We start from the raw sequence: 23699 nt of genomic DNA on the forward strand, positions 1-23699 counted from the left end.
GGGCATTAGTCAAGTAATTATAGCACTAACCTGAACGAAGTTCAGCGAACGTCTTTAGACGTCGCTGGAGAGAAACGGCTTACAGCCGGTGTACAAGCCACCCGTTTTCACGGGTGGTTATGACTATAGAAAATCATTGTCCTTATCCTCAAACCAGTTTCTTCTCCTAGCCCTTGATAACTCCAGATGAGTTGAAAAACTTCCCACTGTGAATGCACTATAAAGACAAATCACAAATTTCTCTAACCAATTCATTTGCTCTATATACTCTTCAAAACAACAATAAAAATAATGTTTTTGTAGTGGCTCTAAGGCTTTTAAACGCGCTCTAATATCAGCAGCATATTTTTTATTTATATCATGATAAGTTTTTGAATAATAAGGGTCATTTTCAATATCAGTATAAAATGTTGCCATTACACAATCATGAACACTAATATAATAGCCTTCTATTATTGCTCGCCTAGCAAAAAATATCAAAGCTATGAAAGAGGCAATAAATGCAAGTACGCCCCCAATCATATCCCAAAATTCAGACGCATACAAATTGCCAGAGATTGCATAGTTAAAACTGAAAAGTAAAACCACAAAAAGAATTATCCAAAATAAACCTTTAACGATAAAATCCGTTGCAAATGACCTATGTTGCCATTTTTGTTTAATTTTCAAATGTATCTCCTTATTATTGATATATTTAACAAATTGTATAGATTGTCGTTGTTCCAGCAAATACATCCACTTCTTCGCTATAAAAACAATTATATTTGTTCATGCTCTAATGGTACAACCGCTAAAGTCTTACCAAGACTTGCCAAAACTTTTAACACTGTATCAAGCTGTGGGCTTGTTTTTCCTGTCTCCATTCTAGCTATAACAGGCTGACTAACACCGCTAAGCTCCTCTAGTTTCTTCTGACTAATGCCCTTTTCATTTCTAGCCTCGATAAGCTCACTCATGATAGCCACGCGCATATCACTTTCTAAAATTTCTTCTTGGCTAAATAATTCAGTTCTAACATCTTTCCAGTTACTACCGATTGCATTATTTTTCATTGTCTGAACCTCTTTCTTTTAAATCTGCAAGTTCACGTTTAGCTTGCTCAATCTCTCTTTTGGGCGTTTTCTGTGTCTTTTTCATAAAATGATGCAGTAAAACAAAACTACCATCCATCCAAGCAACAAATAAAATTCTATCTCTAAGTGGTCTCAGCTCCCAAATTTCAGCATCTAAATGCTTAATATATGGTTCGCCTGCGCGTGTTCCATGTTGGCTTAACAACTCAATATAATCATTAATTTTATTAAGCTTAATTCTGCTATCTTTCCCTTTTTTACTGGCAAGCTCTCGCATATAATCTAAAACAGGCTCATTGCCGTTTTTATCCTTGTAAAAATAGATATTATGCACTATTAGCACCTCTTTCTAATAACAATTATAACCCAAAAGTTATTGTTTGTAAATACTTTTAAGTTATTAAAATAAAAAGCACCTAGTTTCCTAGATGCTAGCACAATAGCCCGGATTCGAACCGTGGCTACCTCTATCAAGGGTGTACTCCTTCTATACTATCCTTTGTGCTTTAGAATATTATATCAAACAGTATTAAAATTTATCAAGTAGCATCAATATCAATCTCTTTGATAAATACCTTTTTCCAATTTCTGATATTATTAGCATTTTTAAAGGATTTCTCATACCAATGTGTACCAGTTCCGGGCGTTGTGTACTTTCTTTTAGCCGCTAATAATTCCTCTTTGTTAGCAAAGAAAAATCGTCGTTGTTTTTCAGAAACAAACCCCTTACGTTTTGGTCCGTAATACTGCGCCCTTGCATAAGGTGGGTTATAGACTATAGAATTTCCAACTACGTGTCCAGATGCTCGCAAATTACCACTTTTCTTTGGAATATATTTGTTAGTATCAAGCATCATTTGGTTCATCATTGCTGCCTTTCCTTTTTGTAAGGATTGTGAACTAAGCTTTTTCTCTATCCCGCCTAAATCTATCTTAACACTAACAGCTTTTCCCATATTATACCTCCTCTAATTTATTATGATATACCCCCATATTAGGTAAAGGTACAATACTAAAATACAAATCAGAATAAGTTTCAAACCATTTATTGAGCTTGGTGTAAGCAACGCTCTGTGATAAGTATAAAATCCGCTGTGCTGCCCCTATGATATTGATATGATTATACACATAAACTTCTTTGATTGTTTCTAGCATATCCTCTGGGCTTGTCTGTACCCTAATATCTGTTATCTGCTTGATAGTAGCGTATTTTTGATATGATAGCATATCTTGACTTTTAGCAGCATCAAACATTTTTCGCTCAAGAACACTATACTTAGGTTGTTCTTTATCTCGCATGAAATACCACTTAAGCCATAAAATCTTCTCTCTATGTATTACAGAAATTCGCTCGATTTTTTTCTTAGTCATTGATACCTCCTAAATTATCAGTCTAATAACTCTAACCATTCATTTTTAGAAATCGTGGTATAAGGCTGAGATGATGTATGATACAAAGGTTCTAAGCCCTTTTTAGTCCTAATATAATCTATATTATCCTCATGAGTTGGAAAATAAATTATTTCTGAAAAATCATCACTTATGCTACGGTTAGTATCATCATCTATGATAATTGACACATCCCACTCATCCCACTTTTTGAGATTTCCCAAAAGTTCAACATCACTAAATAGCTCACCATCAACTTGAAAAAACTCACCTAAGTCATTGTTTCCCTCAACAATGATAAACTCTGGCAAATTTCTACTACTCAATAACTCCTTGAGTTCTCGTAACTCTTTGATTTCCTTTAGATACTTCCTCAATTTCTAACCTCAATTCTTCAATCTGCCTTACGACTCCAAAAATTTCATGTGTTTTATAAGATTGTTCAAGTATAGCCTTAGCGGCCTGAGTTCTTATAAATGGGTTGACCTTACTGTCCATCATAATGTCATTGAGTACAGAAACAGCGTTAGATGATGCTAAATAAAGCATTTGAGTTGTTTTATCCATCATCTCATCTTGCTTTATCCTTAATGTCTTTTTAACCGCTGCTACTTTTAGATACTTATGACCCGTTGCGCGTGATACCCCTGCTTTTTGACACGCTTTTTCTATCGTTGGCTCGGTAAGCATGGCATCTATGAATTTAATTTGCTTGGATGTAAGGCTATCATTTTCATTTCCTGCCACCTATTACCTCCTCATTATCAAAATAAAGGGTTACCCCTTTATTTCCCCTATGCTAGATAGTTCTGCAATTCTGCATCCAACGCCTCTGAATTGCCCTCAACAATCATTTCATGCTGTACTAAATCAATCTTATCTCCGTTAATAAGTAAACCGCCATGGAAATAATCAATTTTTCTATTAAGGAAATGTACTAACTTTTCAAGGCGTTGTTGTTGGTTGAATTGTTCCATGTCAATTTCAATATAAGCAAGGGTAGTATCATTATCCATGATATCTTCTAGTTTTCTAAGAGCTAAAGGTTTATTCTTATACTTTTCAAGATATTCTTGCATTTCTGCTACTGTTAACTTGATACTAGATAACAAACTTAATTCAGCCGCGTCATCTGCTGTAATAGGTTCTTCTTTTGATTTATAGTTTGCTTGTTCAGCGTTTTTTCCTTTTTCTAGTTGCTGATATAGTAGCTGAGCAGTATTTTGGGAGTAGTTTTCACCCTCTTTTTTATATTTCAAAAGTTCTTGTTCTGCATACACTTTCCCAATCAACTGTTTTTGCAACTTATCTTGAAAATCTTCCTGCATGGCAACATAACCACGCATATATTCTAATTTTTTCTTTCCAAATGCCTTGATGTCATCCTTAATTGTTGTTAGTGTCATGTTATCCTCCTTATGTTATGACAATGAAAACAAAAGAGGTATGACAAAAGAGCGTTAAACTCAATTATCATACCTCTGGTTCTTCCAGTCAGTAATGTTAGCATTGTTCTCCAATAGTCACTTCCTTATAAACTAATTGCCCGTCTTGAGCTTTTAGCTTAATACTCCCATGCTCTGGAATTTCAATGTACTTAATTATACCATTTTTTGAGTATAAAACAAAGCCTTTCTCCATCATTTTTAATAATTTATTATCCTTGTTTTCAGTCATGATTTTCTCCTTTATTTCAATTTATTATAATCTGATAGTAGTTAGATGCTTGATACTACTGACTTTTCAACAAATACCAAGCCAACTTACTACCCTTTTTGTTACCCTGTTTGTAAGAATTCGATAGTTTTTCAATTAGTTTTTTTATACCAAGTACCCTATGCTTAATGTTTTGTTTGGTGATGGAAAGCATAGGGGGTTAGGTAGGGTTCTTTTAGTTGTTTTCAAATTGGTTAGATTGCCACGCTTGATTTATTTGGTCAAGGTAAGCATGGCATTATTTCTCAAAGGGGCAATTTCTCACCCCATGAAAAGTGTCTATTTTTGTTTAAGTTTGTAAGTTAATTATCTTAGCTCAACTACTTTTTAGATAAAGAGTAAGGATGTCAAGCACCCATTTGAGCGCGGTTTCCTCTCTTTTTTTATAGCAACACAATATCAAAATGGCATTTTGCGTTTGTCCTCTGCCTCTTGTGGATAGACAAAGACGTTTTTACCCACTCCGTCCATAATGCGACTAACAAGAGCAGGATCGTATGTTTGTTTTAACTGTGCACCTGTTAGGTTAGTGTTGATAATTGTCTTGTCTCGCATATCGAATAACTCGTATAAAAACTCTTGTTTCCAGTTGCTAGCCTCGTTCCCATGATTGCCAAAAGTGGATTCTTTCCCTAAGTCATCTAGGAACAGAAAATCAACCTTTTCGGCTAGTTGCATCACATCTCCACGAGTAACCCCATCTTTTTTATTAAAACCCTGTTGAATGGTCTGAAACATTCGATTGACTGGCAAAAACAAGATGCTTTTAGGTTCTTTGCAGGCTTTCCAATCCTCATTGAGTTTTCTGGCAACGGCTAGAGTTAAATGACTTTTGCCAACTCCTGGCGACCCTTGTATAATTGCGTTTCCTGTACCTGTTTTCTTGAAATAGTATTCATTGAGGAATAAACCAAACTCCTTAGCCTGCATATCTGTCTCATTGCTGATAGAAAAGGTCTTATAGCTGGCAGTTGCCAACTTGGGAGGAATAATACTCTTAGTTTCTAGCACATCATAGGTTTTGGATAAAGTGGCGTTGATTACTGCTATACCGCTCAATTTCTCGTCATCTTTATCTATCTTTTCTTGAATACATACAGGGCAAATGTCTATCCTGTAAGGCTCGGGATAATCAGTTGCCTTTACTTTTTTTATCGACTGCCACCGATACGCTTGGTGCTTGGCGCATAGGTTGTCTGTTATTTCGGTAATTAGTTCGCATTTGCATAAGCACCTCCTAAAAGCCCAGTTCTTCATCTCTGCCTAGCTCTTGGAAAGGTACAGCATTTACTTTTGACTTTCCTCTGTACTTTTCCTCGTGCTGCTTAACTTGCTCTACAGTTCTCAGCCCCTGTCCTTGCCAATTTGCAAGAATTGTCCTAGTATATCTGATTGACTTCCCTGCGTTCAAAATCGTTACTTCAAGAGCGTACAATAGCAATGATTGGCCGTGAATTTTTAACAATTCCTCTACCTCTGCTATCATTGTCCCATTAACCGACATTTCACCAAAAGCCCCTTTGAGTTTTTCAAATATTGGATTTTTGATTTCCTGGTCCTCGTCTTTTTGACTTGACCTAGATTGACTTAAATTATATTGACTTGACTTAGATTGACTTATATTCTGCTGTCCCTCGACTGTCCCTTGGTTGTCCCCTGGTTGTCCCGTATTCTCAGAAGTCTTTTTAGACCTGTCCGCACGTTGTCTTGGCTCTGTGAGTTCAATCCCTGGGACAACCTCCTTTAGTAAATCTATATAAACGGAATTAACCTTTCTATCGGCACGTACTTTGTTCTGTTCATGAAAATCAGTGATAAAATATACCATTTCTTCATTAAGTGGTCTGATAAAGTCCTTGACTATCAAAAGGCCCAAGCTATCTTCACTAACCCCTATCATTCTGACTACAGGAAAAGCCTCTACCACCCCATCATCATCACTATTTTGGATTAGATGAAAATATAGAGCCTGTGCCTCTAATGGCATCTGTAAAAAACGCTGTGTTTGTGTTACGGTCTTACTTATCATTCTACGATTCCCCATTGTATTTCCTTTCTGTTGTGATTGTTTTTTCTAAAAATTCAATATGTCTAAATATACTATCTAATTCTTGCTCTAATTCATGATTACTAATCAACACTTGCCCCAAACGCTCATTACCATCACGGATAAGCTCTAAGATATTAAATTTTGCAGCAATTGCCTTATCATGACTTTCAAGAAACTCTACTAATTTCATATTCTTTACCTCCAGATTGTTCTACTACTTGATTTTGTCACACGTTCAATCAGTTCATTGTGCACGTGTGGTGGCACTTTATTGCTGATAAAAACAACATCTAAACTGGGGGAGTAATGCACCTTGCCCCTCCACGCATCACCATCAATAATAAACACTTTCAAAATAGACCTCCTAGCGTATTGTGAGAAAGTTAATCACATCAGAAACCTTAAAATAAAGTTTCTTGCTGCTTTCAAAGGGGGATTGATACGATACAAGCCCAATATCCATCCAATTTTTTAATGTTGTTCCAGAAATATCTAACTCATCTTTAAGCTCTTTTGCTGTAATTAGACCAGTTTTCTTTTGTAACTTCTTCTCTAGCTCTAGTTTTTGTTGTGCCAGCTTATCAACCCTATCTAATAAGCCTTGTTCAAATTCAGCCGAAAATGTTCCCATACTCCCCTCCTAGTTAAATTTCTTACCAGCAAGCCATACATAAGCCCCATAGCGCTCTTGTGCGTGGGCTGTGGTGTTTTCCTCCACCTTGTCAGTTTGTGGACTAATATCAAGCTCAATATAGCTTTCATAACGCCATAACAAGACGAGAATAGCCAAACATACGACAATCAAGATAATACTTTGTGTTGGTGTTAGATATAGTTCATTTTGCATGTCTTACCTCGCTTGATAGTTGTCAATATAGTTTTGTCGCTGGTCAGAGGTCATAGATAAATAAACACTAACTTCTTCGTGTGTCACTTTTTTATCTACAAAATCCTCGATAAACTGAAATAGATTAGGAGTATTTTCTTTTACCTCTGCTAGAAGTTCATCAAATTCTTGTTGTGTCATGTCGTTTAAATTCATTACCATACTCCCCCTCCTAGTTGTAACGTTTACCTGCAAGCTGAATATAAGCTCCGTAGTGAGGATTTTGAAGCTTATCGGTATCTTTACCCTCAGACTTGTTTTTAGGCTCTATATCGAGCTGATAAGTGCCTAAATGAGTCCATAGGTAGATAGTGAGTGGCGTTAGTACAGCAAGGAATATCAAACCTTGTTCAACAGTTAACATCGGCTCAGTTATCATCAAGTGTTCCCTCCTCGTTTTTTTCTAATTATTTCCAATTCTTTATCATCATCACAATTTATCAATTTACAAGCGATTAGGTCTAATTCTTGATATAGCCGTTCGGTCATTTCAAAAATAACGCTAAATGCTTGTTTCATTTGATTGTGTAAAATAGTGCTATCTGCTCCAGCATTATCAGCAAGTAATAAAGCATTGCCTAGCTGTTGGATAATTTCAATACGTGGGAGCAACTCAGCAATCTGGTTGCCCTGCTGTTTAATGTTTCGTGTGCTTAATGCCATTTTTGATTTTCTCCTTTATTTTTGGTAAAATTAAAGTAGTTATATTTGACAAGGGGGTGACTGATTTCCTCCTTGCTAAATACCTAACAAAACCACGCGCCTTGCCTTGCTTGAGTTTTGTTATTTGTTCTTAGCCGTGTACGTTGGTTTGGTCGCCTGTACATGGCTTTTTTGTTTGACTTAAATTTCTTCTACTAGCCAAGTCATCACGCTTTCATAGATGCGTTTAGGGGCATCATAGTTACCTTTCTCTATTTTACCTAATGTTGTTCTGCTAACTCCTAATTGATTAGCTACTTCAGTTTTAGTAAGATTTTGTCTCCCTCTTTTTGAACGAATTTTTTCAGAAATGGAATAAGTTATTAGCATAGGTGTACCTCCTTTCTTATTGGACATTTTGTCCTTTGTGTTTTAATTATAGCAGACACTTTGTCCTTTGTAAATGCTTTTTTGCAATTTTTTGCGTTTTTTTTTGGACATTTTGTCTTTTTTATTTTTTGATATTATGTTATACTTCAATCAAGACGGAGGACTTTATATGAATAAATTGAAATTACTCAGAAAAGAGAGAAATTTAAAACAGTCTGAAATAGCAGAATTTATGAAAGTAAATGCAAAAACTATTTCAAGGTGGGAAAAAGGAGATTTTGAAATTAAGCCCGCTCAAGCCAAAATGTTAGCCGAATTTTTCAACGTTTCTGAAAGTTACTTATTAGGGTATAGTTCTGAACCTAATGTTAACTTCTCCCCTGTAAAAGAGTTGAAAGATGACAATGACAAAGTTCAAAAGGGTAAAAAAATCTTTCAAGACTATAAAGGGGAGGAGGCTGTTAAAAAATTTGAGAATGATGTTTTACTGTGGTACACGGAAAAATATAGTGATATAGATAATGAAAACCCGACACCATCATTTTTTGCTGATAATTTCAAAAATCAAGTTTATTTTACACTTGCTGAAAGTCAAACATTCAACAATTACATATCTTTACTCCTGACTGATTTCTTTTCCTTGCCCTATAATGATTGGGATAGGATAGCTCTCATGATTGCTGGTTATTCTGAAAAATTAAATAAAATTGATGAAGATTAACCACTAACAAACCTCATGTATAAATACCTAACAAAATCACGCGCCTTGCCTGCTGATGGAAAGAAAGGTACAAATACATGAATATCAAAGATAAAATCAAAAAGAACGGTCAAAAAGTTTACTATGCAAGTGTCTATCTAGGAGTTGACCAACTAACGGGCAAAAAAGCCCGTACAACTGTTACAGCAACCACCCAAAGGGGTGTTAGAGTAAAAGCGCGTGATGCTATCAATGCTTTTGCTGCTAATGGCTATACAGTTAAAGACAAGCCAACAATTACAACGTACAAAGAGCTTGTAAAAGTTTGGTGGGATAGTTACAAGAATACAGTTAAGCCAAATACTCGCCAATCTATGGAGGGATTGGTTAGGGTGCATTTATTGCCTGTATTTGGCGATTACAAGCTATCTAAACTCACTACGCCTATTATCCAACAGCAAGTAAACAAATGGGCTGACAAGGCTAATACAGGGCAAAAAGGAGCGTTTACTAACTACTCCTTACTCCATAACATGAATAAGCGTATTTTGAAATACGGTGTTTCTATGCAAGTGATAACATATAACCCAGCTAACGATGTTATTGTGCCACGTAAGCAGCAAAAAGAAAAAGCTGGTGTAAAATATCTAGATAACAAAGAGTTAAAACAATTTCTTGATTATCTCGATACCTTAGACCAATCAAACTACGAAAACCTGTTTGATATTGTCCTATACAAGACTTTGTTAGCTACTGGTTGCCGTATTGGGGAGGCACTAGCTCTTGAATGGTCTGATATTGACCTAAACAATGGTATTATCAGCATCAACAAAACACTCAACCGATACCAAGAAATAAACTCACCTAAGTCAAGTGCTGGTTATCGTGATATACCAATAGATAAAGCCACGTTACTTATGCTCAAGCAATACAAAAACCGCCAACAAGTGCAATCATGGCAACTAGGGCGGTCTGAAACGGTTGTATTCTCTGTATTTACAGAAAAATATGCCTATGCTTGTAAGTTAAGACAACGCCTAACTAAGCATTTTATGGCTGCTGGCGTGACTAATGTATCATTCCATGGTTTCCGTCATACACATACGACAATGATGCTCTACGCTCAAGTTAGCCCCAAAGATGTACAATACAGACTAGGACACTCTAACTTGATGATGACTGAAAATGTTTATTGGCACACTAACCAAGAAAACGCAAAAAAAGCTGTCTCAAATTATGAAACAGCAATCAATAGTTTATAAGGGTTACCCCATTTTGGGTTACCCTCTTACTATACCTAATTTTCACTAGGGGTAGTACAAAGGGTAGTAAATTCTAAAAAAGCACCTTGGGAAACCACCCCAAAGTGCCTAATATCAAGGCTTTACGCCCCTAAATCCCCAAAAGAGATTATTTTTTCAAGTTGTAGAATGAGTTCAAGCCTTTGTAGACTGCAACTTCACCAAGTTGATCTTCGATACGAAGCAATTGGTTGTATTTAGCGATACGGTCTGTACGTGACAATGAACCAGTCTTGATTTGGCCAGCGTTAGTTGCAACTGCGATGTCAGCGATTGTTGAATCTTCAGTTTCACCTGAACGGTGTGATACAACGGCAGTGTAGCCAGCTTCTTTAGCCATTTCGATAGCTTCAAATGTTTCAGTAAGAGTACCGATTTGGTTAACTTTGATAAGGATTGAGTTAGCAGCACCTTCTTTGATACCACGTGCAAGGTAGTCAGTGTTTGTTACGAAGAAGTCGTCACCAACCAATTGAACGCGTTTGCCAAGACGCTCAGTAAGAGCTTTCCAGCCATCCCAGTCGTTTTCATCCATACCATCTTCGATAGTGATGATTGGGTATTTGTTAACCAATTCTTCAAGGTAGTCGATTTGTTCTGCAGATGTACGAACAGCAGCGCCTTCACCTTCGAATTTAGTGTAGTCGTAAACTTTACGCTCTTTGTCGTAGAATTCAGATGACGCACAGTCGAAACCAATCATGATGCCGTTTTCGCCAGCTTCGTAACCAGCAGCTTCGATAGCTTCGATGATTGTTTCAACACCGTCTTCAGTTCCTTCGAACTTAGGAGCGAAACCACCTTCGTCACCAACAGCTGTTACCAAACCACGAGCTTTCAAGATTTTCTTCAAAGCGTGGAATACTTCAGCACCCCAACGAAGACCTTCTTTGAATGAAGGAGCGCCAACTGGCAAGATCATGAATTCTTGGAAAGCGATTGGAGCGTCTGAGTGAGAACCACCGTTGATGATGTTCATCATTGGAGTTGGCAATACTTTAGTGTTGAATCCACCAAGGTAAGTGTAAAGTGGCACTTCAAGGTAGTCAGCAGCAGCACGCGCAACAGCGATAGAAACACCGAGGATTGCGTTTGCACCCAATTTACCTTTGTTAGGAGTACCGTCAAGAGCGATCATAGCGCGGTCGATAGCTTGTTGATCACGAACGTCAAAACCGATGATAGCGTCAGCAATCACGTTGTTCACGTTGTCAACAGCTTTTTGAGTACCAAGACCAAGGTAACGAGATTTGTCACCGTCGCGAAGCTCAACTGCTTCGTGCTCACCAGTAGAAGCTCCTGAAGGAACCATACCACGTCCGAAAGCACCTGATTCAGTATAAACTTCAACTTCAAGTGTAGGGTTACCGCGTGAGTCAAGGACTTCGCGAGCGTAAACATCAGTAATAATTGACATTATATTACTCTCCTTTGAGTTTAAAATTGTTACATAGCTATCATACCCTAAAAGAAGGGATTTTTCAAGAAAAAACAGGTTATTTTACTGAAAGAAATAATGTAAACGCCTTCCTTTTCAAAGTTAACTGAGTATGTTATACTGAAACCATGAACGATTTAAATACTACCATACTACAGAAAGCCTCTGGCGAAACACGATTGAATCCAGATGAACAACGTCTATACATGGGAACCTATCGCGAACGGGTTGTCCTGCTCGTTTCCTTTGACGATTTGAGTAGTGAAGTCGTCGGAAATAAGTTCGATACAATTTGCCAAAAACTAGCAAGTAGCTACTCTCCTCTATTCCTCAAACTCTCGCCAGCCCTGTCTGACAAGCAACAAATTTCACTACTAAAAATTGCTCAGAACTTCGGCATTACTACCGCTATCATCGATGAAAAAATAGGACAGTCTCCCTACGCACTTGTCTTTCACACAAATCACGCTGTGGATAATGAAGAAGTTAGCTTAGAATCTATATTTCCAAATCTTATCTCAAAACCAGAAGAAAAAAAGGAAGATGCAAAACCTTCCTTCTGGAAAAAATTATTTGGTTAGGCTTATTTATCAATAAAGCAGTATAAATATTAAAGTAAAAATAATACAGGTTAGACAAAGGATTCCTAGCAATCTGCCTCTTTCATTTTTTTCATTGAAAAAGAACATTGCTCCATTTACCTTTATTACATTCGTTTCCATTCCTCTTTCTTTTTTAGAAAGTTTCATAACGGATACTAGCTTTGCAAGACAAATAAAAATAAATAAGATAATAGCCCCATATTTCACTAATTCCATCTTTGTTGGCCTCCTAACTGAAGAATTCTTGCCACCTGTTCTGCCGTGCGGACCAGGTTTTTTTCTGCTTTTTGAAGCGTGTCCTCCAAACTTTCAACGCTTGCAATGATCGGAAAAGCGGCGCAGATATTTTCAAAAGGAAACTCGGGAAGATCGTCTTTGAGGCTACCACAAATTGCAATGATGGGAATCCCAGTCGGCGTACGTCTAGCTACTCCTATCGGAGTCTTCCCTGATAAGCTCTGGGTATCCATCCGCCCTTCTCCGACCACAACCAGATCCGCTTTGGCGACGCGATGATCAAAATCCAACTGGTCCAAGACAAAGTCGATGCCTTTTTGAATGCGAGCACCAGCAAATTGGACTAAACCTGCTGCCATACCTCCTCCAGCACCCGCTCCTGCTAAATCGAGTAGCATTGGATTAACTAATTTATAAAAGGACTCCATTTTCTTGTCTACTGGTTCAAATTCAGCAGAGGAAAGACCTTTCTGACCTGCAAAAATAAATGTGGCTCCCGCTGGTCCGCAAAGCGGATTATCCACATCCGTTACCAAATCAATCCTGACCTGAGATAGATCTACCAACATATCCTCTGTGGAAAAGCTGACAATCTCCCCGATATGAGCTCCAATTGCCTCTACTTCTTTTCCCGCTCGATTATAAAATTTCACTCCTAAACCTGCCGCCATTCCGATACCACCATCATGACTGGCAGAGCCACCTACTCCTATAAATATGCGTTTAACACCATTTTGAACGAGCTCTACAATCAGCTCCCCAACCCCTTGTGTCTTAATAAAGAGAGGACTCCTTTTTCCATGCGGGATACTTGCCAGCCCTACAATCTCAGCCATTTCAAAAACCGCAAGATCATCTTTAGCCGCATAGGAAACCTTAATTTTATCTCCAAATGGACCTGTCACCCAAGTCTGGGTTACATCCAAGGATAAGGCCTGCATTAGACTCTCAACTGTCCCTTCGCCACCATCTCCTAGGGGAATTAAGTCATACCCTGCTTGTGGATAAACCTTAGAAAATCCTTTTTTAATCGCTTCAGCAACCTTTGTAGCTGAAAGAGACTCTTTAAATGAATCCGGAGCAATGAGAATATGCATGATACTACCCTCCTTTATATTATTAGTATATCACACTACTATTCAGCTTTCAATAAATCTTTTCTGTTTTTCATTGTCTGTGTTATACTGAAAGAAAGGAGATAAGTATGTATCAAACTATATTATTTGACTTAGATGGAACTCTTACTGATTCTGGACAAGGAATCTTAAACTCCGTCGCCTACGCACTAGAAAAAATGGGAATCGAAGAACCAGATACAGCCAATTTAAACCGATTCATCGGCCCGCCACTCTATGAATCTTTTTCACGATTCTACCAACTCAGCCCTGAAGATACACAAAGTGCAGTTGATGCTTTCCGTGTCTATTTTAAAGAAAAAGGAATGTTTGAAAATCAACTCTATTCTGGAATCATCCCTCTGCTTGAAGAATTGAGAACAGCTGGAAAAACACTAGTAATTGCTACCTCAAAGCCAGAAATATTTGCCAAACAAATCCTAGAACATTTTGGTATTGCTCACTACTTTGATGTCATTGCCGGTGCTAGTCTGGATAGTAGTCGCATCAGTAAGGCGGACGTCATCGGCTATGCTATAAATCAATTAGAAGCATTTCCAAACCATGCTGTGATGATTGGAGATAGGGAACATGATATTGAAGGAGCACGCAAACACCAACTTCCCGCCATCGGTGTTCTTTACGGCTATGGGAGCAAACAGGAATTTGAAAAGGCTGGGGCCAACATGATAGTCGAAACCGTCCAAGATTTGAAAAGGATTTTACTGACAACAGAATAAAGAGGCTGGGCAAAAAGACCAACCTCGCTTCTCAGGGTTCGTGTCAACATCTCAGCGCAGTGGTTGATTGGGTTTAACAGTCCAGTGGACTGTTAAAGGTTGGAGATAAGATTTGCGAAGCAAATCTCAGCAGTTCGTGTTTTACACTCCAAATCTGACAATTACGACTGTTGCGAACAAAGTTCGCTCTATTTCCAACCTCAAAAGGTTCACTGAACCTTTTGAGCTGTGCGGGGGCGGGAGTTTAAAAGGTCTGGGAGACCTTTTAAAGTGGGAGATATAAGCTGACGGCAGTCAGCTCACATAAATTGATGTCTGGGAATAGACTGTTTCAGCTCAACAACTAGAAATAAAGACTTGTTGACGAACTCTTTTTTTGACCAGTCGAGTTCTTTCCCGCTCCCATTATTTACTATCTAAAATCTCTATTAGTTTATAGAGATTTTTTTCATTTATTTGGTAGGGCGCCTGTTCTTGGACAATCGGTTTTGCACAGAAAGCTACTCCAATTCCCGCTCGTTGAATCATTGGTAGATCATTTGCTCCATCCCCCATGGCAATCGTTTGAGATAGACTCAGCCCATTTTCTGTCGCCCATTCTTCTAAACATGCTTTTTTAGTATCTTTCGTTACAATTTCACCCAATACTTGTCCAGTCAATACTCCATCTACTACTTCTAATCGATTAGCCCGAACATAGTCTAACTCTAACTGTTCAGCTAGTCGATCGACTGTTTCATGAAACCCGCCTGAAACGACTGCTACCTTATAGCCTCGCATTTTTAATTCTGTGACTAATTCTGCTGCTCCAGGCGTAAAGTGGATTTTTTTGATAATTCGATCAAACACAGAAACAGGCAGTCCCTTTAACAACGCCACACGTTCACGTAAGGCTTCTTCAAAATCCAATTCCCCACGCATAGCACGTTCGGTAATTGCTGCAACTTGCTCTCCTAAACCGGCCTCTTCTCCAAGTAGATCTATTCCTTCTTCCAAAATTAATGTTGAATCAACATCCATAACTAATAATCCAGTTGTCATTTCCGATATTCCTTTCAAAGTATAAAAATAAAAAGCCAAATGGCTTTTTATCTAGTAGCGAATGGCTTCGCGAGTTTTTTCGTATGAACGTACAAAACGCTCTGTAACACCAGGTTCAACTGTTTCCAGAGCAAATGAAATTTCTTCAAATGATGCTTGGTAATCAAAATCCTTTTCAAAAATTGATAATGAACGGTTAAATGCTTTTTGCACACTTTCATCGAATGAACGATAACGGTTAGAGTATTGTAGCAACTGCTCTGTTAAAGTCGCATTTTGCACAATCAAATACGCTAACTCTTCCAATTGATTCATATCATACGTTGCATTTTCCAACAAACGGTTAACAACTTCGATATTGATTCGTTTATAGTCTAGCTCGGCAATCAAGGCTTCCACATGATCGCTCGTTCTAAAGAAGTTTGTTAAAAATTCAGCTGGAATTCCTGGAAGGTTGCGTTTTTCCATATAACGCTTAAGGGTATGCAATTTGTTGATATAAAGCGTAGCTTTCTTACGCGCTGTGTTCTCTGACAATTCTTGTGATTTAAGATAGTCAGCTAAAACAAGCTGCTCCTCTTCGATTTCTTTCAAGCTTGCCAATGAATGGTCCAAACGCTCTTCCAAAATAGAATATGCAACTTGTGGATTTTCAATGTCTTCCACACTTTCTGTAACAACAATTTCAATCGATTCCAAACGAGCTTTAAGCTGATTGATCCGTGAAAGTTTGCTATCTGCCAGCAAGTAAGTTGCATTTAGGCGTTGGCTTTCCTCATCCAAGAGCTGTGTATTTTGGACAACATGCTCCAAGAATTTTGGCAAGTTTTTACTAATCTTAACAGCTTCCTTATTCGCTTCGATTTCACGATTGAAGACTTTATACAAATGATCAATTTTTGCTTGAATTCCCTCATTTTCAGCTTCTGCCGCATCCAAATCAAAGGAAACAATCAAAGCAGTATTTTCACGAATTGAAACGCGAATATTTTGGAACTGTGACTCGATGTTAGCTTCTGTGAACAAATAATTCTGCTCAACCAGTTTCCGATAGCCCGACTCCAAATCTTCCAATTGCTCTGGGAAATCTTTTGTAACTCGTTCAATCAAACTTGGAATGCGATCCATGATTTGATTGAGAGCAATCATATGCTCTTCAGTCTTATCAAGGATTTCAGAAGCTTCAATCGGATCACCTGAGGAATTGAGCATCACAAATTCAGAAAACTCAACTTCAATATTTTTCAATTGTTTCTCAAGTTCTGGTAATGTCTCACCGTAGCTATCTGGATTTTCACGAACAGCTTCCTGCAAACTATCGAACAAGTTTAACGCATGTTTTACACGACCAGAGTTTTTCTCTTCTTGCTCCTTCAACTCCATCAAACCATGACGGATAGAGGCGATGTCTTCTTCAATTAAATCAATTTGGCTTTCGATACTGTCGATAGCGTTCTTTGCACTCACAAAGCGAAAAGCATTGTTATAGCCTTCTGCCTCAAAGATATGATTTTCAATGTCGGCAAATGAATTGAGCGACAAATCAACCCATTTTTGATTCCATTCACGGAATGACACCTGACTTTGACCAATCAAATGTAGTGCTTTGACAGCTTCGACTTCTTCATTAACTGGAAAGTTAAATAGCTCTTCCTTACGTTCTTCCAATGCAACCAAAAGGTTGTCATTTCGTTTACGAACAATCAGGCAAGCTACATAGGCAATGATTAAAATAATAACAATCGAAACGATTAAGATGATTGTTCCTGTAGGCATGTAAATCTCCTTAGCTCATAGTAATTACTAGAAAATATCGCTTAATTATACCATAAATCTCTAGTATATGCACTTGTTTTTTTAGTTTTTAGACATCCAATGTTGAATAAACAGCATTTTCCTCGATAAACTCTCGACGAGGTTCAACCTTATCCCCCATTAGCATGTCAAAAATCTTATCGGCTTCTGCCGCATCATCAACTGAAACGCGTGCCATGAGACGATTTTCAGGATTCATCGTAGTTTCCCACAACTGATGATCATCCATTTCTCCCAAACCTTTGTAACGTTGAATCGTTGGCTTGGACCGTCCCGTACTATGTCTTTCTAAGGCATCTTGCAATTCTTGCTCTTGATTAACCCCAGGTTGAATATATTCTTTTATCTCACTTCCAACCTTGATACCGTAAATAGGTGGTTGAGCGATATATACGTATCCCGCTTCTACAACAGGACGCATGTAGCGGTAAAATAATGTCAGAAGGAGTGTCCGAATATGGGCACCATCGACATCGGCATCTGTCATAATGACTAATTTTTGATAACGTGCCTTGCTAACGTCGAAATCCGCACCAAAGCCAGTTCCCATAGCTGTAAATAGACTACGGATTTCTTCGTTGGCCAAAATCTTGTCCATGCTGGCTTTTTCTACGTTCAAAATCTTACCACGAATCGGTAAAATAGCCTGAAATTCACGGTCGCGGCCGGATTTAGCTGAACCACCGGCTGAGTCCCCCTCAACGATGAAAAGCTCTGTCTTCGTTGCATCATTTGAGGAACAGTCCGCTAACTTACCTGGGAGGTTTGAGATCTCAAGACCCGATTTCTTACGAGTTACCTCACGCGCACGCTTAGCAGCAATACGAGCCTTGCTTGCCAAGATCCCTTTTTCAACAATCCGTCTAGCAATCTGTGGATTTTCCAAAAGAAATTCTGCAAAGGCATCAGAGAAAAGGCGGTTGGTAATTTTGACCACTTCACTATTCCCAAGTTTTGTCTTAGTTTGTCCCTCAAATTGAGGCCCTGGGTGCTTAACAGAAATGACCGCTGTCAAGCCTTCACGCACATCTTCACCAGTCAAATTATCCTCATTTTCTTTGAGAATTTTATTTTTCTTGGCGTAGTCGTTGATAACACGTGTCAGAGCTGTACGGAATCCTTGCTCATGAGTACCACCTTCATGCGTGTGAATATTGTTGGCAAAACTAACTACGTTTTCATGATAACTCGTTGTATATTGCATGGCAACCTCAACGGTAATATCATCCATTTCACCTTCTGTATAGATAGGGGTCTCAAAAATAACATCCTTGTTTTCATTAAGATACTCAACATAGGAAGCAATACCACCTTCGTAGTGATATTCCTTTGTTTGCTCTACTCCCTCACGTTTGTCCGTAATAGAGAGATTTAAACCACGATTTAGGAAGGCCAATTCTTGGATCCGCTTATTTAATTTTGCAAAGTCGAACTCAGTCGTCTCAGTAAAAATTTCTGGATCAGGTGTAAAATGTACAGTTGTACCAGAACGGTCTGTTTCTCCAACAACCTCCAAATCTGCAACGACTTCACCTCGTTTATACTCTTGGAAATAGACCTGACCATTTTTGTAGACATGGACGTCTAGCTGAGTAGATAGGGCGTTTACGACTGATGAACCTACGCCGTGCAATCCACCTGAGACCTTATAACCGCCTCCGCCAAATTTACCACCTGCATGGAGCACTGTAAAGACAGTTTCTACCGCTGGACGACCAGTTTTTTCCTGAATATCTACCGGAATACCACGTCCATTATCAATAACCGTGATGGAGTTATCTGGCTCAATATAAACTTCAATTTTATCCGCAAAACCAGCCAGCGCCTCATCGATTGAGTTGTCGACAATTTCCCAAACCAAGTGATGGAGACCTTCTTTAGATGTTGAGCCGATATACATCCCTGGACGCATTCGAACAGCTTCAAGACCTTCCAAGACTTGAATCTGACTGGCATCATATTCTTGAGCCTTCTCTTGTAAATCTTTGATTTCTTCTGTCATTTCTTTTCCTTATTTTCTATTTGTTGCTCCTTAAAAATAGAAAAGCCAATCCATCTGGATAAAAGCGAGACATATTTTTAGAGCAAAAATCATTCTAACGAATACCCTTTATTATACCATATTTTCTAATATTTTGATAGAAAAAAGAAGAGGAAACATTAGCTCCATCTTCTTCATTACTTTAACGATGATAAACCATTGTTTGAGCTAGGCTTTCCCCATCTCCACCAAATAAATCAACCAATTTATAGGCGAAATCCAAACTTGTTCCAGCACCTCGGCTAGTGATAATTGGACCATCAACAACCACATCCTCTTCCAGATGAATACCTGACGGAATGTCTTTTTCTTTCCCTGGGAAACATGTATAGTGACGACTATCTAGCAAACCAGCCTTATCCAGAACAATTGGCGCCGCACAAATTGCTGCTACTGATTTTCCTGATGCAACCGCTCTTTGCAATTCCGTAATCAGTGACTCTGAATCTCTAAGGTGGACAGAACCTGGCATTCCTCCTGGTAAAACAATCAGATCAAAGGAAGACAGGTCTCCATCAAAGACTTGGTCAGTTTGAACACGAATACCGTGCGATCCCTCCACTTCATGACTATCTAAACCAACAATCTGACAGTCAAAATGAGCTCGACGGAATACATCTACAGGGGCCAATGCTTCGATTTCTTCAAAACCATCGGCTAAAACAACCGCAACTCTTGTCATATAAACCAACTTTCTAACGTTTTATCGTAATTTTTCTATAGCGACATGATCGATTTGTTTCCTTCTCATCAGCTAGTCGTGACTGATACCCCATTGACAGCACTAGACCAACACCAATCAGATTTGAAACCATGGACGAACCACCTTGGGAGATAAACGGCAAAGGAATACCTGTTAAAGGCAACAAACCCGTTGCAGCGCCAACATTTTCAAATACATGGAACAAGAGCATCATGATATAGCCAGTTGATATGTAGGTGTAGTATCGATTGTTTGACTTCAACGTTACCCGCAGCATTCGATAAATGAGCAACAAGTATAGTACAATCAATACCGTCCCACCAATAAAACCAAAGTCCTCTCCAATCACCGTAAAAATCATATCACTTTCTCGAACCGGTATAAGAAGATTTGTTTTATTGAAACCTAGTCCTTTTAAGCCACCACTTCCGATAGCTATCAAACTTTGAGCTTGCTGGTAGGTCGTTGATTGGGCATTTTTAAAGGGATCAAGCCAGGCTGCAATACGATTGATTTTATAAGTATCCATCCCCAAATTGTGGAGGAATGTCGTTCCACCAGGAGAAATAAAAATCAGCATAAATCCACCAACCAAAACGATCCCCGTTAAGGCAGTCGGTAATAGAATTTTCCAAGAAACTCCTGATAATAGAAGCATTCCGCTAAAGATTGCTACAAATACTAAGGAGGTTCCTAAATCTTTCTGTAAGGCCAACAAAATCAAGACTGGGATAGTAAACAGTGTCATATAACCAATCAACATAAAATCCTCACGAATTTTTCGATTTGGATAATATTTATGAAAGGTGACAATCACCCTTGACAACATAATGATGTAGGCTATTTTCATAAATTCGGATGGTTGAAAAAGAGTCATTCCACCAATCGTTACCCAGTTTTTTGCTCCCGTTGACGCTACTAAGTCTGGACTGTAGAAAAACAAAGGCAATACCATAAGTCCTAGCCCAAGTACGTACAAGTAAGGTGTGATTTGCCACAGAAACTTAGTGGAAAAGAACATGACCAAAAAAGCTGCCACTGTTCCAATTCCTATCCAAGCAATTTGTTGACCAACCATCTGTACAACATTATCCGGATAATCTTGACTAACCGCAATGTAGAGAGAAATAATCCCCACAACTAATAAAAAAAAGACCGGTAAAATAAGTGAGTAGTCTACTCGACTATCGATTGTGCCCCTATTTTTCATCAATTTCCTCATACTTTCACTTCAAATTCTTACTCGTTCCATTATAGCAGAAATCATCTCTCATTGAAACTAAAAATCTAGTTACATCAGTGGGGATACGATTTATACTCAACGAAAATCAAAAGTAGCCTAGGAAACGAAGTCGAAGATAGAACTGGAGTCCATAACGGATAATTTTGATTTTCAAAGAGTATTACTAGTGCACAAATCATAAAATACGTATCAAGGCTTTCAGCTATTCTTTAAACAATTACTATATTAAGCACAGAAAAGGCTACTTATAATTCTGTTTGTATCCGCGTATTGTCGTAAGCTGCCTGTGTGGTATGCCAGCCAACAGTTAAGGGCTTTTTTAATTTTGTCATTACAAAAGGGTGGAATAGTTTTTATTCTGCCTTTTATTGTTATTCTGCGATGTTACGGAAAAACGCCAACCCCAGCAGGTCGGCGCGTGGAAATATACAAATTGATTGACATATAACCTATAATGGGGGTATAATCATAGTGTAAAGAATTGTTGTGAGGACAATTCTAGCACTAAATCAAAAAAGCCCCCAACGTGCCAGCGTTGAGGGTTTTTGTTTGCCCCTGTTTGGGGTTAGTCGTCGTTATCGTCTAAATAATACTTAACTACTTCAGTCAAGATATTAACCAATAACGGCGCTAGAATACTTGTGAGGATAAGTTCTAGCAACTAAATCACCTCCCTTCAGTAAATTCAGGGGGCTTGTATATCTTATCAGATAATTTATTTTGTTGTCAAATTCTCCCCGCTTACACATGGCAACATGTAAGCAACCATATTTTTATAATTGATATTTAATCCCAAATACTATAAACTAGATAAACGGAGAAAGCATTTATAACGCCCGAGGGTGTATATTTGCGTGAGGTGTCTAGTTTTGCTAGGCACTTTTTTCATTCTTAGCAACACTATTAGAAACCACTTATAAACACGCGCACACTATTTTATTCTTTCGATTAGGTGGGGAAACCAATAGGAAGGATACACAAATGATTAAACAATACCAATTAAAAGACGGCTCTGTTAGATACTCTTATATTGCTTATGTAGGTATAGACCCACTTACAGGCAAAGAAAAGCGCGTAAAAAAGAGCGGTTTTAAAACTCAAAAAGAAGCCCGAATAGCTGAAAGCCAGCTACTTCTAAAAGTGGAGCAAGACGGATTTTTTGACAAGCCAGATAGAATAACCTTTGAGGAAGTCTATAAGATATGGCTGGAACACTATAAAAACACCGTGAAGGCTAGTACATACGCCAGACAAAAGGCACAAGCAGACCTACACATCATTCCAGCCTTTGGCGCGTGCTACGTGGATAAAATAAGCCTACCAATGTGCCAAAAACAGGCACAAGAATGGTTTAAGGGCTACAAGAAATATGCTAACTTTATTGGAATGACTAAGATGGTTTTAGATTTTGCGGTAAATCTGGGCTATATTCATGATAACCCGATGAAGAAGATAATAAAGCCCCGTAAATCCTCTGAAGTCGATGAAGAAGCAAAGAAAAAAGAAAACTTCTACAGCCGTGAAGACTTGCAAAAGTTCCTAGACTGCGTAGCAAAGGAAGACAAGGAAGAAATAGCCTGTATTTTCCGCTTACTCGCCTTTACAAGTATGAGAAAAAGCGAAGTTCTTGCCCTACGGTGGAAAGACTTAGACTTCTTTACATCACGTTTATCTGTCAATCAGATAGTAGCATACGGGGAAAATAACACTATTATTTATCAAACACCAAAAACAAAAAAGAGTAAGCGCACTATCACGCTTGACCCTATTACCATGTCTATTCTGAAAAAGTGGGAAAAGACTAGACAGTTTTTGAATTTCCCCCAGCGCGTGAAACCAACTGTTCTAGTTTTTCCAGCAGAAACAGGCAACGCCCATAGTTTTGATTATATAAACTATAATCTACGTTGTATCCTGAAAAAATATGACTTGCCTTATATCACGCCCCACGGTTTCCGCCATACTCATTGTAGCTTACTTTTTGAAGCTGGGGCATCGATTAAGGAAGTACAAGAAAGATTAGGGCATGAAGATATTAAAACAACTGATATGTAAAGCCCTTTGTCAAGTAAAAACAATCGAACTGATTAAAAAATGAAAAGTATCTAGAAAGAGCCTAGTTCTTAGCTTCGGGCATTGGCCACTCTGATATTCGTGGATTGGTTACCTACAGGTCAATGGTTCTGCCGCGAGTCCTACTCTCTATAAGCGTGGATCACAATTGTGCCACTTAGTCATTTCGTAGATGACTCAAACCTTGAAGTCCTAAACTCCTTCAAGATACTCTCCATTCAAACATGATTTCAATCCTTATTTCTGTCCAAATTCACCCAGTGATTTTGGATAGAAATAAGGATTCCTCATCGCTCTGCGATGATAAAACTTAATTGTCAAAAGTGTACATGAAAACAAGCGCTAACTTCAAGCTATTCTTCCTGTCATCATCCCCCAAATAAAACCAGACAATTCTCGTGCAATAGCTGTTTTAGCAACATTTTGTTTCTTATTTTTTCCTAGAACAAGTGTGCGATAACGTCTTCTTAAGCGTTCATTAGCCTTATCCGCATAAGCAATCAC

32 protein-coding genes are annotated in these 23699 nt (G+C 38.3%); 5 read left to right on the forward strand and 27 right to left on the reverse strand.

What is annotated here, in order from left to right:
- Window positions 1–123: 123 nt before the first annotated feature.
- The 19 genes from ODU55_RS09495 to ODU55_RS09585 all read right to left on the reverse strand — a co-directional run bounded on the left by ODU55_RS09495 (window position 124) and on the right by ODU55_RS09585 (window position 8146).
- Window positions 124–669, reverse strand: a complete 546-nt coding sequence (locus ODU55_RS09495) for a hypothetical protein (protein ID WP_398582670.1) — start codon at window positions 667–669, stop codon at window positions 124–126.
- An 89-nt stretch (window positions 670–758) separates the two neighbouring features.
- Entirely contained in the window at window positions 759–1052 is a 294-nt protein-coding gene (locus tag ODU55_RS09500; protein ID WP_398582671.1) for a helix-turn-helix domain-containing protein, read from the reverse strand.
- The gene (locus tag ODU55_RS09505) at window positions 1042–1407 is read right to left on the reverse strand and encodes a type II toxin-antitoxin system RelE/ParE family toxin (protein ID WP_398582672.1); all 366 of its coding nucleotides are present in this window, start codon (window positions 1405–1407) and stop codon (window positions 1042–1044) included. Before ODU55_RS09505 ends, ODU55_RS09500 begins: the two co-directional genes overlap by 11 nt.
- Before the next feature lie 205 nt (window positions 1408–1612).
- Window positions 1613–2029 (reverse strand): minor capsid protein, encoded by a 417-nt coding sequence (locus tag ODU55_RS09510; RefSeq protein ID WP_398582673.1) that lies wholly within the window; start codon window positions 2027–2029, stop codon window positions 1613–1615.
- A 1-nt stretch (window position 2030) separates the two neighbouring features.
- Complete coding sequence (locus tag ODU55_RS09515; RefSeq protein WP_398582674.1) at window positions 2031–2444, reverse strand: hypothetical protein; 414 nt, start codon at window positions 2442–2444, stop codon at window positions 2031–2033.
- 17 nt (window positions 2445–2461) lie between these two features.
- Complete coding sequence (locus ODU55_RS09520; protein ID WP_398582675.1) at window positions 2462–2773, reverse strand: hypothetical protein; 312 nt, start codon at window positions 2771–2773, stop codon at window positions 2462–2464.
- 7 nt (window positions 2774–2780) lie between these two features.
- A complete protein-coding gene (locus ODU55_RS09525) occupies window positions 2781–3209 on the reverse strand; it encodes a replication protein (protein ID WP_398582676.1) in 429 nt (142 codons plus the stop codon).
- Between the two features lie 47 nt (window positions 3210–3256).
- On the reverse strand, window positions 3257–3868 hold the full coding sequence (locus ODU55_RS09530) for a hypothetical protein (RefSeq protein WP_398582677.1): 612 nt from the start codon (window positions 3866–3868) through the stop codon (window positions 3257–3259).
- A gap of 97 nt (window positions 3869–3965) precedes the next feature.
- On the reverse strand, window positions 3966–4139 hold the full coding sequence (locus ODU55_RS09535) for a hypothetical protein (protein ID WP_398582678.1): 174 nt from the start codon (window positions 4137–4139) through the stop codon (window positions 3966–3968).
- Window positions 4140–4577: 438 nt separating this feature from the next.
- A complete protein-coding gene (locus ODU55_RS09540) occupies window positions 4578–5435 on the reverse strand; it encodes an ATP-binding protein (RefSeq protein ID WP_398582679.1) in 858 nt (285 codons plus the stop codon).
- Entirely contained in the window at window positions 5416–6222 is an 807-nt protein-coding gene (locus ODU55_RS09545; RefSeq protein ID WP_024405998.1) for a DnaD domain protein, read from the reverse strand. The genes ODU55_RS09540 and ODU55_RS09545 overlap by 20 nt, the downstream gene beginning before the upstream one ends.
- A complete protein-coding gene (locus tag ODU55_RS09550) occupies window positions 6209–6418 on the reverse strand; it encodes a hypothetical protein (RefSeq protein WP_029172214.1) in 210 nt (69 codons plus the stop codon). The genes ODU55_RS09545 and ODU55_RS09550 overlap by 14 nt, the downstream gene beginning before the upstream one ends.
- A 5-nt stretch (window positions 6419–6423) precedes the next feature.
- Window positions 6424–6582 (reverse strand): hypothetical protein, encoded by a 159-nt coding sequence (locus ODU55_RS09555; RefSeq protein ID WP_398582689.1) that lies wholly within the window; start codon window positions 6580–6582, stop codon window positions 6424–6426.
- 10 nt (window positions 6583–6592) lie between these two features.
- Window positions 6593–6859, reverse strand: a complete 267-nt coding sequence (locus ODU55_RS09560; RefSeq protein WP_024406000.1) for a hypothetical protein — start codon at window positions 6857–6859, stop codon at window positions 6593–6595.
- 9 nt (window positions 6860–6868) lie between these two features.
- Window positions 6869–7075, reverse strand: coding sequence for a hypothetical protein (locus tag ODU55_RS09565; protein WP_024407491.1), 207 nt, complete (start codon window positions 7073–7075; stop codon window positions 6869–6871).
- A gap of 3 nt (window positions 7076–7078) precedes the next feature.
- Window positions 7079–7276 (reverse strand): hypothetical protein, encoded by a 198-nt coding sequence (locus ODU55_RS09570; RefSeq protein WP_024407492.1) that lies wholly within the window; start codon window positions 7274–7276, stop codon window positions 7079–7081.
- 10 nt (window positions 7277–7286) lie between these two features.
- Complete coding sequence (locus ODU55_RS09575; RefSeq protein ID WP_029750582.1) at window positions 7287–7493, reverse strand: hypothetical protein; 207 nt, start codon at window positions 7491–7493, stop codon at window positions 7287–7289.
- Window positions 7493–7777 carry a hypothetical protein gene (locus ODU55_RS09580; protein ID WP_398582680.1) on the reverse strand — a complete coding sequence of 95 codons (285 nt, stop codon included), beginning with the start codon at window positions 7775–7777 and terminating at the stop codon, window positions 7493–7495. Before ODU55_RS09580 ends, ODU55_RS09575 begins: the two co-directional genes overlap by 1 nt.
- A gap of 180 nt (window positions 7778–7957) precedes the next feature.
- Window positions 7958–8146 carry a helix-turn-helix transcriptional regulator gene (locus ODU55_RS09585; RefSeq protein WP_398582681.1) on the reverse strand — a complete coding sequence of 63 codons (189 nt, stop codon included), beginning with the start codon at window positions 8144–8146 and terminating at the stop codon, window positions 7958–7960.
- A gap of 169 nt (window positions 8147–8315) precedes the next feature.
- Here ODU55_RS09585 and ODU55_RS09590 point away from each other — a divergent pair, with 169 nt between their 5' ends.
- Window positions 8316–8867 (forward strand): helix-turn-helix domain-containing protein, encoded by a 552-nt coding sequence (locus ODU55_RS09590; RefSeq protein WP_398582682.1) that lies wholly within the window; start codon window positions 8316–8318, stop codon window positions 8865–8867.
- Between the two features lie 77 nt (window positions 8868–8944).
- The gene (locus tag ODU55_RS09595; RefSeq protein WP_398582683.1) at window positions 8945–10108 is read left to right on the forward strand and encodes a tyrosine-type recombinase/integrase; all 1164 of its coding nucleotides are present in this window, start codon (window positions 8945–8947) and stop codon (window positions 10106–10108) included.
- A gap of 148 nt (window positions 10109–10256) precedes the next feature.
- Here the strand turns inward: ODU55_RS09595 and eno are convergent, their stop codons facing one another.
- Window positions 10257–11564, reverse strand: a complete 1308-nt coding sequence (gene eno / locus ODU55_RS09600) for a surface-displayed alpha-enolase (RefSeq protein WP_002935704.1) — start codon at window positions 11562–11564, stop codon at window positions 10257–10259.
- 149 nt (window positions 11565–11713) lie between these two features.
- Between eno and ODU55_RS09605 the strand changes: the two genes are divergently transcribed.
- Complete coding sequence (locus tag ODU55_RS09605; RefSeq protein WP_205013699.1) at window positions 11714–12166, forward strand: DUF1694 domain-containing protein; 453 nt, start codon at window positions 11714–11716, stop codon at window positions 12164–12166.
- Window positions 12167–12175: 9 nt separating this feature from the next.
- Here the strand turns inward: ODU55_RS09605 and ODU55_RS09610 are convergent, their stop codons facing one another.
- On the reverse strand, window positions 12176–12403 hold the full coding sequence (locus tag ODU55_RS09610; RefSeq protein ID WP_398582684.1) for a hypothetical protein: 228 nt from the start codon (window positions 12401–12403) through the stop codon (window positions 12176–12178).
- Window positions 12394–13521, reverse strand: coding sequence for a glycerate kinase (locus ODU55_RS09615; protein WP_398582685.1), 1128 nt, complete (start codon window positions 13519–13521; stop codon window positions 12394–12396). The genes ODU55_RS09610 and ODU55_RS09615 overlap by 10 nt, the downstream gene beginning before the upstream one ends.
- 107 nt (window positions 13522–13628) lie before the next feature.
- Between ODU55_RS09615 and ODU55_RS09620 the strand changes: the two genes are divergently transcribed.
- Entirely contained in the window at window positions 13629–14279 is a 651-nt protein-coding gene (locus tag ODU55_RS09620) for an HAD family hydrolase (RefSeq protein WP_398582686.1), read from the forward strand.
- A gap of 405 nt (window positions 14280–14684) precedes the next feature.
- Here ODU55_RS09620 and serB read toward each other — a convergent pair whose 3' ends face one another.
- The 5 genes from serB to ODU55_RS09645 all read right to left on the reverse strand — a co-directional run bounded on the left by serB (window position 14685) and on the right by ODU55_RS09645 (window position 21101).
- A complete protein-coding gene (serB, locus tag ODU55_RS09625) occupies window positions 14685–15320 on the reverse strand; it encodes a phosphoserine phosphatase SerB (RefSeq protein WP_398582687.1) in 636 nt (211 codons plus the stop codon).
- A 51-nt stretch (window positions 15321–15371) separates the two neighbouring features.
- Complete coding sequence (gene ezrA, locus ODU55_RS09630) at window positions 15372–17096, reverse strand: septation ring formation regulator EzrA (RefSeq protein ID WP_398582688.1); 1725 nt, start codon at window positions 17094–17096, stop codon at window positions 15372–15374.
- An 88-nt stretch (window positions 17097–17184) separates the two neighbouring features.
- A complete protein-coding gene (gene gyrB, locus ODU55_RS09635) occupies window positions 17185–19137 on the reverse strand; it encodes a DNA topoisomerase (ATP-hydrolyzing) subunit B (protein ID WP_002939427.1) in 1953 nt (650 codons plus the stop codon).
- A 181-nt stretch (window positions 19138–19318) separates the two neighbouring features.
- On the reverse strand, window positions 19319–19858 hold the full coding sequence (locus tag ODU55_RS09640; RefSeq protein ID WP_024398732.1) for a DJ-1 family glyoxalase III: 540 nt from the start codon (window positions 19856–19858) through the stop codon (window positions 19319–19321).
- Window positions 19859–19871: 13 nt separating this feature from the next.
- A complete protein-coding gene (locus ODU55_RS09645; protein WP_029942419.1) occupies window positions 19872–21101 on the reverse strand; it encodes an FtsW/RodA/SpoVE family cell cycle protein in 1230 nt (409 codons plus the stop codon).
- A gap of 1002 nt (window positions 21102–22103) precedes the next feature.
- Between ODU55_RS09645 and ODU55_RS09650 the strand changes: the two genes are divergently transcribed.
- Window positions 22104–23177: a site-specific integrase gene (locus ODU55_RS09650; protein ID WP_029179370.1), complete on the forward strand. Its 1074-nt coding sequence runs from the start codon at window positions 22104–22106 to the stop codon at window positions 23175–23177.
- Window positions 23178–23699 lie beyond the last annotated feature (522 nt).

Origin of the sequence: Streptococcus sp. 2022WUSS037, assembly GCF_044427225.1 — a bacterium.
Lineage (GTDB): Bacteria > Bacillota > Bacilli > Lactobacillales > Streptococcaceae > Streptococcus.

Coding starts and splice junctions, on each gene's coding strand:
- ODU55_RS09650 (WP_029179370.1), top strand. CDS start 22,104: ATGATTAAACAATACCAATTAAAAGACGGCTCTGTTAGATACTCTTAT.
- ODU55_RS09560 (WP_024406000.1), bottom strand. CDS start 6,859: ATGGGAACATTTTCGGCTGAATTTGAACAAGGCTTATTAGATAGGGTT.
- ODU55_RS09510 (WP_398582673.1), bottom strand. CDS start 2,029: ATGGGAAAAGCTGTTAGTGTTAAGATAGATTTAGGCGGGATAGAGAAA.
- ODU55_RS09500 (WP_398582671.1), bottom strand. CDS start 1,052: ATGAAAAATAATGCAATCGGTAGTAACTGGAAAGATGTTAGAACTGAA.
- ODU55_RS09565 (WP_024407491.1), bottom strand. CDS start 7,075: ATGCAAAATGAACTATATCTAACACCAACACAAAGTATTATCTTGATT.
- ODU55_RS09640 (WP_024398732.1), bottom strand. CDS start 19,858: ATGACAAGAGTTGCGGTTGTTTTAGCCGATGGTTTTGAAGAAATCGAA.
- ODU55_RS09620 (WP_398582686.1), top strand. CDS start 13,629: ATGTATCAAACTATATTATTTGACTTAGATGGAACTCTTACTGATTCT.
- ODU55_RS09570 (WP_024407492.1), bottom strand. CDS start 7,276: ATGGTAATGAATTTAAACGACATGACACAACAAGAATTTGATGAACTT.
- ODU55_RS09540 (WP_398582679.1), bottom strand. CDS start 5,435: ATGAAGAACTGGGCTTTTAGGAGGTGCTTATGCAAATGCGAACTAATT.
- ODU55_RS09535 (WP_398582678.1), bottom strand. CDS start 4,139: ATGACTGAAAACAAGGATAATAAATTATTAAAAATGATGGAGAAAGGC.
- ODU55_RS09545 (WP_024405998.1), bottom strand. CDS start 6,222: ATGGGGAATCGTAGAATGATAAGTAAGACCGTAACACAAACACAGCGT.
- eno (WP_002935704.1), bottom strand. CDS start 11,564: ATGTCAATTATTACTGATGTTTACGCTCGCGAAGTCCTTGACTCACGC.
- ODU55_RS09580 (WP_398582680.1), bottom strand. CDS start 7,777: ATGGCATTAAGCACACGAAACATTAAACAGCAGGGCAACCAGATTGCT.
- ODU55_RS09585 (WP_398582681.1), bottom strand. CDS start 8,146: ATGCTAATAACTTATTCCATTTCTGAAAAAATTCGTTCAAAAAGAGGG.
- ezrA (WP_398582688.1), bottom strand. CDS start 17,096: ATGCCTACAGGAACAATCATCTTAATCGTTTCGATTGTTATTATTTTA.
- ODU55_RS09530 (WP_398582677.1), bottom strand. CDS start 3,868: ATGACACTAACAACAATTAAGGATGACATCAAGGCATTTGGAAAGAAA.
- ODU55_RS09595 (WP_398582683.1), top strand. CDS start 8,945: ATGAATATCAAAGATAAAATCAAAAAGAACGGTCAAAAAGTTTACTAT.
- serB (WP_398582687.1), bottom strand. CDS start 15,320: ATGACAACTGGATTATTAGTTATGGATGTTGATTCAACATTAATTTTG.
- ODU55_RS09590 (WP_398582682.1), top strand. CDS start 8,316: ATGAATAAATTGAAATTACTCAGAAAAGAGAGAAATTTAAAACAGTCT.
- ODU55_RS09515 (WP_398582674.1), bottom strand. CDS start 2,444: ATGACTAAGAAAAAAATCGAGCGAATTTCTGTAATACATAGAGAGAAG.
- ODU55_RS09615 (WP_398582685.1), bottom strand. CDS start 13,521: ATGCATATTCTCATTGCTCCGGATTCATTTAAAGAGTCTCTTTCAGCT.
- ODU55_RS09610 (WP_398582684.1), bottom strand. CDS start 12,403: ATGGAATTAGTGAAATATGGGGCTATTATCTTATTTATTTTTATTTGT.
- ODU55_RS09645 (WP_029942419.1), bottom strand. CDS start 21,101: ATGAGGAAATTGATGAAAAATAGGGGCACAATCGATAGTCGAGTAGAC.
- gyrB (WP_002939427.1), bottom strand. CDS start 19,137: ATGACAGAAGAAATCAAAGATTTACAAGAGAAGGCTCAAGAATATGAT.
- ODU55_RS09575 (WP_029750582.1), bottom strand. CDS start 7,493: ATGATAACTGAGCCGATGTTAACTGTTGAACAAGGTTTGATATTCCTT.
- ODU55_RS09550 (WP_029172214.1), bottom strand. CDS start 6,418: ATGAAATTAGTAGAGTTTCTTGAAAGTCATGATAAGGCAATTGCTGCA.
- ODU55_RS09605 (WP_205013699.1), top strand. CDS start 11,714: ATGAACGATTTAAATACTACCATACTACAGAAAGCCTCTGGCGAAACA.